Below are 8,814 nucleotides of genomic sequence, written 5' to 3'. Positions count from 1 at the left end.
GCCGCGAGGCGGTGCAGCGGTTCCTGGACCTGCGCCCCGACATTACCGTGATGGACATCGCCATGCCGGAAATGTGCGGCGTGACGGCGATGCAGGAAATCCGCCGCCACGTGCCGGACGCGCGCTTTGTGATGCTCACCACCTTCAAGGGCGATGCCCAGATCCTGCGCGCAGTGCAGGCAGGCGCCATGGGCTTCCTGCTGAAGAGCACCCTGCGCAAGGACCTGCTGGATACCATCCGCGACGTGAACAAGGGCATTCGCCGCATTCCGTCCGAGATCATGATGGAGCTGGCTCAGTACATGGGCCAGAACGCGCTGAGCGGACGCGAAACCGAGGTCCTGCAGCATGCGGCCAGCGGCAACTCGAACAAGCGCATCGCGGTGAAGATGGAAATTTCGGAAGAAACGGTCAAGGCGCATATGAAGAGCATTCTCTCCAAGCTGATGGCCAATGACCGTACGCACGCCGTCACCATCGCCTTGCGGCGCGGCATCATCAATCTTTAATCGGGCAGCGAAATCAGACGCCGGCCAAACAGGCGGGCATCGCAGGAATAAGCGCCGGGGCCAAGCAGCAGCAGGAGCAGCGGGTCCAGCATCAGCAAGGCGGACGTCATCGTGACACCCTCCCCCAGCGCGGCCAAGCATAATTCCGCCAATGCCGCCAGCGCACTGGCGATCGGCGTCAGCAGGCCAAGCAGCAGCAACCCGCCCAGCAGCAACAGACCGACACCAGCCAGCGGGGCGTGAACCTGGGCGCCGGCAAGCGTGGTCAATTGAACCGACACCGCCCCGCGCAGCAGTACCAGCGCGAAGCCGGGCCAGCCCAGGGGGAACATCGGAAACATGCGCTGCATCATCCGGCCCGTTGCGCCGCTGTGGCGCCCTGTGCTTCGCGGCGGCCCGCCTGCCAGGCCAGCACCGCCAGCAGCACGATCACCGGCAGCAAGCCGAGGAAGCTGGCAAACTTCCACGCCAGCGCACCACTGATGGCGCCTACGCCAAAGCCGCAGATCGGACCGGCCAGGCGGCGCGCGCGGGCTTGCGCTTCCGCGTCGCCGCGCATGGCGTCAACCAGGGCGATGGACATCATCGTCACATTGCCCGTCATGACCGTGGTGGCGTCCTCTTTCCCCTGCAGCAGCTTGCCGTAGGCGTTTTGCACCGCCATCCCGGCGGCGCCCAGCATGCCGGTCAGCACGACGAGGGGACTGTCGAACGCAGTGCGCGCGCCCGTCGCCCAGCCAAGCACCATGCAGCCCAGCAGCAGGAAGAACTGCAGCAGCATGGCGTTGCGCAGTGCCGGCTTGCCGCCGGCCTGYCAGCTCGCGACCAGCACGCGCGTCATCATCACGGCGAGAATAAAGACAGGGAATACCAGTAGCTTCATCAGCAAGTCTTGCGTGGGATCGACAATGGTGCGGCCGATCATCACGAAGTTACCCGTCACATGGGCCGTGAACAAGCCGGCCAGGCCGATGAAGCCCAGTGTGTCCACATAGCCGGCGATGAAACCGAGGGAAGCGCCTTGCAGCGGACGCGGTTCAGGCATTGCGCCCTCCTTTCCAGTCCAGCCATGCCACCAGCAGGAAGGCGCCGGCCAGGCCGATATGCTCGAAGAAGCCGTTTTCGGTCATCATGCGCTCGTGCCCAACCGGAAGCGCCCAGAAACGATTGGCAAGGAAGGTCGCCATCACCGTGAACGCCGCCAGCGCGACGGCGCCCAGCCAGCGCTTCCAGCCCGAGATCACCATGGCCGATGCAGTCAATTCGAAAATGATGACTGCCGCCGCCATGGGCACCGGCAGCGGCAGGCCGAAGTGCTGCATCTCGCCGATCGCGCCGTTGAAGTCCAACAGCTTCTCCACGCTGCCCTGGATGTAGGCAGCGCACAGCATCAGCAGGAATACCCGCTGCATCACCACACCGCCCAGCAAGCGCAACCCAGCGCGCCCCAGAACTCCTTGAGGTCCGCAACCGGAATCTTGCTTGTCCAGGCAGTCCCGTGGCCGTGGCCGTGAACCTGGCAGGAATGCGCGCAACCGCAGGCTGCAGCTTGCGCCTTGGCCAGCGGTGCGTTCTCCTGCTTGCCCCAGGCGCCGTAGCCGCCGTACTGGCGTACTGGCGACCAGTCAGGCATCGCCGGTGGCGGCGCCTGGTCGTATTCGCGGAACGGACCCGCCGCGTAAACCACTTTGCCGCCCACCATGGTGAACAGCGAAGTCGTGTCGGCGATGTCGGCTTCGGCGCAGGTGAAAAAGTCGCGGTCCGGCACGATCAGGTCGGCCAATTGACCAACCGCGATGCGGCCTTTCTTGCCTTCCTCGTTGGAGAACCAGGTGACGTTTTCGGTCCACATGCGCAGCGCCTGATCGCGGCTCAGGCAATTGGCGCGCGGGTAGATCTGCGCGCCGCCCACCGTTTTGCCGGTGGAGAGCCAGGACAGCGATACCCAGGGATTGTAGGAAGCGACGCGCGTCGCATCCGTACCGGCCGAAATGCGCACGCCGGACTCCAGCATCTTCTTCACCGGCGGCGTCGCTTCGGCCGCAGCCGCGCCATAGCGCTCGACGAAGTATTCGCCCTGGTAAGCCATGCGGTGCTGCACAGCCACGCCGCCGCCCAGTGCCGCGACGCGGTCGATGGAGCGCTGCGAAATGGTTTCGGCGTGGTCGAAGAACCAGTTCAGGCCCGCCAGCGGAATATCCTTGTTGACCTTTTCGAATACATCCAGCGCGCGGCTGATGGTTTCGTCGTAGGTCGCATGCATGCGCCATGGCCAGCGGTTCTGGGCCAGGATGCGCACCACGCCTTCCAGGTCGTCTTCCATATTCGCCGGCATATCGGGACGCGGCTGGCGGAAGTCCTCGAAGTCGGCCGCGCTGAAGGTCAGCATTTCACCGGCGCCGTTATGGCGGAAGTAGTCATCGCCCTGCTGGTACTTCACCGCTTGCGTCCAGTTCAGGAAGTCTTCCTTTTCCTGCTTGGGCTTTTGCGTGAACAGGTTGTAGGCCAGGCGGATGGTCAGCTGCTTGTCCTTGGCCAGCTGGTCGATGACCTGGTAATCCTCGGGATAATTCTGATTGCCGCCACCGGCGTCGATCGCGCCCGTCACGCCAAGGCGATTCAGTTCGCGCATGAAATGGCGCGTGGAGTTGGCCTGGTATTCGATCGGCAGCTTGGGTCCTTTCGCCAGCGTGGCGTACAGGATGGCGGCATTCGGCTTCGCCAGCAGCAGGCCGGTCGGGTTGCCCTGGCCGTCGCGCAGGATCTCGCCGCCGGGAGGCTGTGGCGTGTCCCTGGTATAGCCCACGGCGCGCAGCGCAGCACCGTTCAGCAGCGCACGGTCGTACAGGTGCAGGATGAACACCGGCGTATCCGGCGCCACGGCGTTAATCTCTTCCAGCGTCGGCAGGCGCTTCTCGGCAAACTGGTGCTCGGTGAAGCCGCCCACGATGCGCACCCACTGCGGCGCCGGCGTGATGGCGACTTGCGCCTTCAGCATCGCCATGGCGTCGGCCAGCGAGCGCACGCCATCCCAGCGCAGTTCGAGGTTGAAATTCAAACCGCCACGAATGATGTGGAGGTGGTTGTCGATCAGGCCTGGCAGCACGGGCTTGCCGTGCAGATCGATCTTGCGGGTAGCCGGTCCGGCCAGCGCCATCACTTCCGCGTCGCTGCCAACGGCGACAAAGCGCTCGTCGCGGATCGCCACCGCCGTGGCTTCGGGATTGGAACGGTCCAGCGTGGTGAAGCGGCCGTTATGCAGGATCAGGTCAGGACTTGGTTGGGTGCTCATTTGCGGCTACTCCAGTAGATTCATTTTTGCAGTCGGGTCCGGAAGGCAGCTCGCCGAAGCAATGCGGCTTGACCTGCTTTTCCAGGAATGACGTCTGCGTTTGTTCGGGCTGCCACATCTGGCGAATCAGCGGCGGCAGTTGTTCGCCTACCAGAATCCCCAGCAGCCCGACCAGCGCCACGATGGGCGGCGCCGGGGAGCGCACGTTGAGGAAACCGTAAATCAGGCCAACCAGTACGCCGGCAGCCAGCGATACGATGTACATCTTCATTTTGTCACTCCCCGGTTGCTGCATCAGCCCTCGTGGGCGTTGAACATGGTCTTGGCGTAGATGATGCCCAGGCCGTAAGCGCCGCCGTATTTGCGGGCGATGCCGGTGGTCAGCTCGTAAGTCTCGGTGCGAGCCCAGTCACGCTGCAGTTCCAGCATGTACTGCAGGGAGGTCATTGGACGCACGCCTGCCTGGATCATACGCTCCATGGCGCGCTCGTGGGCTTCGTCGGACACGTCGCCGCATGCATCGGCAATCACGTACACTTCGAAGCCCTGGTCCAGTGCGGACAGGGTCGGGCCAACGATGCAAACCGAAGTCCACAGGCCGGCGAACACCAGGCGCTGCTTGCCGATGGCGTTGACGCGGGCGATCACGTTGGCGTCTTCCCAGGTGTTCATGGAAGTACGGTCGGTGACTTCACCTTTCGGGAAGGCTTCCTTGATCTCGTCGAAGATCGGGCCGGAGAAGCTCTTCTCGGCGACGGTGGTCAGGATGGTCGATACGCCGAAGCCCGCTGCGGCATGCGCCACCAGGGCGGTGTTGGTGCGCAGAGTGTTGGCGTCGATGGAATGGGTAGCAAAGGCCATCTGCGACTGGTGGTCGATCAGGATCAGGGTGTGATCCTTTGGGGACAGCAGCAGTTTGCCAGGGGTTGGGGTTGCGTTCACGGTCATGATTGCTCCTTTCAGGCTTGAATGAAGGCCAGCAGGTCTTCGTTGAGTTTATCTTTATGCGTATCGGTCAGGCCATGCGGCGCGCCTGGATACACGATCAGCTTCGCGTTTTTCACCAGCTTGGCCGAAGCGCGGCCTGCCGCGTCGATCGGCACGATCTGGTCATCATCGCCGTGCACGATCAGCGTCGGCACGGTGAATTTCTTCAGGTCTGCAGTAAAGTCGGTTTCCGAGAAAGCGGCGATGGAGTCGTAGGTGTTCTTGTGGCCACCGGTCATACCCTGCATCCACCACGAATTGATCAGACCCTGCGAGACTTTGGCGCCTGGACGGTTGAAACCGTAGAACGGACCGCTGGCGATGTTCAGGTAAAGCTGGGAGCGGTCGGCGATGGAGCCGGCGCGGATATCGTCGAACACTTTTTTCGGCAGGCCGCCCGGGTTGTTCGGGGTTTGCAGCATCAGTGGCGGCACGGCCGACACCAGGGCTGCCTTGGCCACGCGCGACTCGCCGTGACGGCCGATATAGCGCGCCACTTCGCCGCCGCCGGTCGAAAAGCCGATCAGGGTGGCTTTCTTGATGTCCAGGTGGTTCAGCACTGCGGCCAGATCGTCCGCGTAGTGGTCCATRTCATTGCCATCCCAGGGCTGGCTSGAACGRCCRTGRCCRCGGCGGTCATGGGCGATGMMSCGRTAGCCTTTGGASGCCAGGAAGATCATTTGCGACTCCCAGCTGTCCGCATTCAGCGGCCAGCCGTGGCTGAAGACGACCGGCTGGCCGTCGTGCGGGCCCCAGTCCTTGAAGTAGATTTCCACGCCGTCGCGGGTGGTGATAGTGGAGCCATGACCGCTCCTGGCCTGCGCCGATGGTGCAGTCTTTTGCGCAGCTACGGCCTGCGATGCGGCACCCGCCACCGCGGCGACGGTTGCGGCGCCCAGCAGCACCTTGCGGCGGCGCGAATTTGGTGCGCCCGCCTGTTCCAGTTCATCCATTAATAGCTCCTTTTGTTGGGATGTCATTGCATCGCCATCTTATGGGTCGCTACGTCTTGGAGCATCCCCGATTTCGGCTAGTACGGCATCCCCCAATCGGGGTAGGAGCTGGAGTAAGGAAGGTTCTTGCGCGGCAAGCGCTCAGTGCTGCAGGCTTTTGGATGCGGCCGCGGCTTGCTGTTCGATGCGGCGGATTTTCTCTTCCGCCTTTGCCAGCTGCTCGGGCGAGACGCCTTCAGCGCGGCCGCGTTCGAGGTCGGTGCGCAGGCGGTCCACCTCCGCGCCGGAAGCGCCGACAAAGGACGCCAGCATTTGCTCATGCTGGGCGCGTTCGAAGTCGCGATAGGCTTTAGGATCGGCCAACTGGGCAGGGTCGGGTTGCGGCTGCAGCGCGGCGTCATGCTGCAGCGGCGGCGTGCGCGGATCGCCCTCGTCGCGCGCTTTTGCCATGCTCAGCCAGGCGGGGTTGCTGGTATCGACAGCAGGCACTGGCGCGCGCGCGGGTTGCTTTTGCTGGGCGAGTGGCACGCCCGGCGGTCCGGCCGGCGGCGGTGGCGGCGCCGCGGGAGCAGGCGGTTCGGCAGCGGCGACTGGGTCGGCGGGCGCCAGTTCGCCTTCCGGCAGGCCAGCCCAGATCGCGGCCGCTACGGCAAGCGCGCCTACAGCGATCAGAATGCGTTTCATCGAGCGGTCCGCACAATCGTCGGCACCGCCACGCCGGAAGCGGACGCAGGGCGCTGCACCGCCTCCGGCGCCACCGTGGCATCCGCGGCGCCGGCAGTGGTGCCTGCCGCTGCACCGGCGGTGGCGGTGGCGATGCCGGCGGCCATGACAGCGGCGCTAGTCGAGGCAGTGGCCGCGTCGGTGGTCGCGCCGGCTGCCTGGGCGGCGGAGGTGCAGCGTGCTTCGATGCCGCTTGGCGGCTGATCGAGCATGCTCGCGTTCAGCTCAACGCTGGCGGCGCGCAGTGCGCAAGCGCGCATGTCGGCAAACATGGCGATCGCGACCTGCCGCGCCACCGCACGGCGCGCGATATGGAGCACTGTTTCGGAATCGGCCGCGTGATAGCCCATCTCGCGCGCCTCCACCAGCACGATTTCCCAATAAGCCTTGTCATCCGGCCCAACCGGCGCGCGCACGGGCGGTGACGCTTTGCCCGGTTCCTGCGCAAAAGCCAGATTGGCCAGCCAGCTGCGCTTCGTGTCCTGCCTTATCCAGCCAAGATCACCGCCCTGCTTCGCATCATCGGCATGCGAATACTTGCGCGCCAATGCGGCGAAATCCGCCCCCGACTGCAAGGCCGCAAACACGCCACGCGCGTTGTCCTCATCCTCTAGACGCATATGGCGAGCGCGCACGCTTTCGATACGCGCAAATTCTTCCTTGTGCGAGGCGTAGTAGAACTGAATCTGCTCCGCACTGACCTGCGCAGCCAGCGCATCCAGCACCGCGCTGCCGGAATCCGTATCGCTGCCCATGCCGTGCAGGCGCTGGAAGGCGATCACGATTTCCTGATCATCCAGCGCGCGCCGCAAATCGTTGACGGCCAGCGCGCCGAACTGGCGCACAGCCCAATTCACCACATGCAGCACCTCCACCGCCTGGCGCGCCTGCTGCTGCAGGAAACCCGGCTGCCGATTGAACAGCGCCACCCTGCCCTGCACATTCTGGCGGTGATAGACATCAAACAGCGTAAGCTCGCGTTCCGCGTCACCCGGCAGCGTGTAACGCGCCACCGGGATCGACCTGGCCCGCTCCAGCTGCGCGGGCGCCAGCGCCAGCACCAGCCGTAGCTGGCCCGGCTTGCCCAGCATGTCGTCCAGCGCGCCGTCCGATACCGTCACGTCGCGCACAGCATCTATATCCAGCGCCGGGGGATGACGCTCGGCCAGCAGTGCCGCCAGCCTGTCCTCCGTCGCCACATCCGGTGCAAAGCCAACTGCCTGCGCGCTCGGAACCGGATGTGCAATTTCACGCGCTTCCGGCGCCAGCAAACGGTCAAGCACCAGCGACTCGATCAGCGCCGTGCGCGTCGCCGCAGGTTCGCGCTGGCGCGCCACACGTAGCATGGTCTCCGCCGTGAAAGCATAAAGCGGCTCGCCATTCACGCGCGCCGCCACGACCGGATCGCTGGGCCGCGCGCTCACGTCCGCCCGCGCTGGCGCGGAGGCCAGCGCAAGGAGTGCGGAGAGTGCGGCGAAGGTACGCATCAGTTAGCGAGACGCTCCGCAGCGCGGTTCAGCACATGCACCACCATTGCGATCGAATGCGGAATCATTTGCTGGCCAACGCGGCGGCGGTCGCCATGGTCGGTGGAAGAAATCACGATGCCGCCGTTGGCGTACGAATACGTACCGCCTTGCGTCAGCAGGCCACGGATATCGCTGGCGTTCGATGCCAGCGGCGTGAAGTCCGACAGCGCGGCAGCTACCAGGGCCGGATCGTTCAGGTGTTCGCTGTCGTAGTAATCCAGCACCCACTGCTCCCAGCCTGCGTGGTCATGCGCGGAGGTAGCCCAGGTGTGGTGTGGCTGTAGCAGGTCCGTGGTGTGCAGCACGAAACCCAGGCTCTGGGCGGTCGGCTGCGACAGGAATTGCGAGAACCAGTATTGGCCCAGATTGTCGATCGGCTGGAATGGCGCCGCTTCGAAGTCCGCGTACTGGTCGGCGGTCGAGTAGCCGCCCAGGCGATAGTGGGCTTCGGTGATACCGTAGGCGTTGTATTTGCTGCCGTCGCCGAACCAGCCTTTCAGCCCGCCCGCGCCGTCATCGAGGTAATCGCCATACAGCCATGCTGCGGCCATATTATCGATATCGCCCGCCACCGTCAGCTTGGCGTAGTTATAGCCGCCGAAGGGATTGCCGTGCACATCACGGCCGGCAGTGTGATTCTGGAAGTGCCAGTAAGACGTGTACTTCACGATGCTCGCCCCCGCGCCCCACACCGGCGCCAGCTGGCAGTTGCCGGTGGTCGCGCCGCAGATATAAGTGTCGGCGAAATCATCCACATCGTAAGCGCCCTGTCCCAGGGCTGCGGCGAATTGATCGATGCTGTAGCCCGCGCGCGTTACGCC

11 protein-coding genes are annotated in these 8,814 nt (G+C 64.5%); 1 reads left to right on the top strand and 10 read right to left on the bottom strand.

All coding sequences use genetic code 11. From position 1 onward, the window contains the following. Positions 1–509 (top strand): LuxR C-terminal-related transcriptional regulator (locus AB4Z11_RS14140; RefSeq protein WP_442025883.1); only part of this gene is annotated, 509 nt, incomplete at its 5' end. Here AB4Z11_RS14140 and AB4Z11_RS14135 read toward each other — a convergent pair. From AB4Z11_RS14135 to AB4Z11_RS14090, 10 genes are all read right to left on the bottom strand, one after another. After that, positions 506–850: a hypothetical protein gene (locus AB4Z11_RS14135; protein ID WP_442025882.1), complete on the bottom strand. Its 345-nt coding sequence runs from the start codon at positions 848–850 to the stop codon at positions 506–508. The genes AB4Z11_RS14140 and AB4Z11_RS14135 overlap by 4 nt on opposite strands. 8 nt (positions 851–858) lie before the next feature. Continuing rightward, complete coding sequence (locus AB4Z11_RS14130; RefSeq protein WP_442025881.1) at positions 859–1,554, bottom strand: YoaK family protein; 696 nt, start codon at positions 1,552–1,554, stop codon at positions 859–861. Beyond that, the gene (locus AB4Z11_RS14125) at positions 1,547–1,921 is read right to left on the bottom strand and encodes a DoxX family protein (protein WP_442025880.1); all 375 of its coding nucleotides are present in this window, start codon (positions 1,919–1,921) and stop codon (positions 1,547–1,549) included. The genes AB4Z11_RS14130 and AB4Z11_RS14125 overlap by 8 nt, the downstream gene beginning before the upstream one ends. Further along, positions 1,921–3,801, bottom strand: coding sequence for an amidohydrolase (locus AB4Z11_RS14120; protein WP_442025879.1), 1,881 nt, complete (start codon positions 3,799–3,801; stop codon positions 1,921–1,923). The genes AB4Z11_RS14125 and AB4Z11_RS14120 overlap by 1 nt, the downstream gene beginning before the upstream one ends. Then, entirely contained in the window at positions 3,779–4,072 is a 294-nt protein-coding gene (locus AB4Z11_RS14115; RefSeq protein ID WP_442025878.1) for a XapX domain-containing protein, read from the bottom strand. The genes AB4Z11_RS14120 and AB4Z11_RS14115 overlap by 23 nt, the downstream gene beginning before the upstream one ends. A gap of 23 nt (positions 4,073–4,095) precedes the next feature. Continuing rightward, positions 4,096–4,749 carry a hydrolase gene (locus AB4Z11_RS14110; RefSeq protein ID WP_442025877.1) on the bottom strand — a complete coding sequence of 218 codons (654 nt, stop codon included), beginning with the start codon at positions 4,747–4,749 and terminating at the stop codon, positions 4,096–4,098. Positions 4,750–4,760: 11 nt separating this feature from the next. Further along, the gene (locus AB4Z11_RS14105) at positions 4,761–5,741 is read right to left on the bottom strand and encodes an alpha/beta fold hydrolase (RefSeq protein WP_442025876.1); all 981 of its coding nucleotides are present in this window, start codon (positions 5,739–5,741) and stop codon (positions 4,761–4,763) included. A 141-nt stretch (positions 5,742–5,882) separates the two neighbouring features. Next, a complete protein-coding gene (locus AB4Z11_RS14100) occupies positions 5,883–6,425 on the bottom strand; it encodes a hypothetical protein (RefSeq protein ID WP_442025875.1) in 543 nt (180 codons plus the stop codon). Beyond that, on the bottom strand, positions 6,422–7,951 hold the full coding sequence (locus tag AB4Z11_RS14095) for a peptidylprolyl isomerase (protein WP_442025874.1): 1,530 nt from the start codon (positions 7,949–7,951) through the stop codon (positions 6,422–6,424). The genes AB4Z11_RS14100 and AB4Z11_RS14095 overlap by 4 nt, the downstream gene beginning before the upstream one ends. Next, a partial coding sequence (locus tag AB4Z11_RS14090; protein WP_442025873.1) for a phospholipase occupies positions 7,951–8,814 on the bottom strand: 864 nt, incomplete at its 5' end. The genes AB4Z11_RS14095 and AB4Z11_RS14090, both read right to left, overlap by 1 nt.

Origin of the sequence: Pseudoduganella sp. RAF53_2 (assembly GCF_052113985.1) — a bacterium.
Lineage (GTDB): Bacteria > Pseudomonadota > Gammaproteobacteria > Burkholderiales > Burkholderiaceae_D > Rugamonas.
This window is presented reverse-complemented; position numbering and strand designations above follow the sequence as displayed.

Coding starts and splice junctions, on each gene's coding strand:
- AB4Z11_RS14110 (WP_442025877.1), bottom strand. CDS start 4,749: ATGACCGTGAACGCAACCCCAACCCCTGGCAAACTGCTGCTGTCCCCA.
- AB4Z11_RS14135 (WP_442025882.1), bottom strand. CDS start 850: ATGTTTCCGATGTTCCCCCTGGGCTGGCCCGGCTTCGCGCTGGTACTG.
- AB4Z11_RS14115 (WP_442025878.1), bottom strand. CDS start 4,072: ATGAAGATGTACATCGTATCGCTGGCTGCCGGCGTACTGGTTGGCCTG.
- AB4Z11_RS14100 (WP_442025875.1), bottom strand. CDS start 6,425: ATGAAACGCATTCTGATCGCTGTAGGCGCGCTTGCCGTAGCGGCCGCG.
- AB4Z11_RS14120 (WP_442025879.1), bottom strand. CDS start 3,801: ATGAGCACCCAACCAAGTCCTGACCTGATCCTGCATAACGGCCGCTTC.
- AB4Z11_RS14095 (WP_442025874.1), bottom strand. CDS start 7,951: ATGCGTACCTTCGCCGCACTCTCCGCACTCCTTGCGCTGGCCTCCGCG.
- AB4Z11_RS14125 (WP_442025880.1), bottom strand. CDS start 1,921: ATGCAGCGGGTATTCCTGCTGATGCTGTGCGCTGCCTACATCCAGGGC.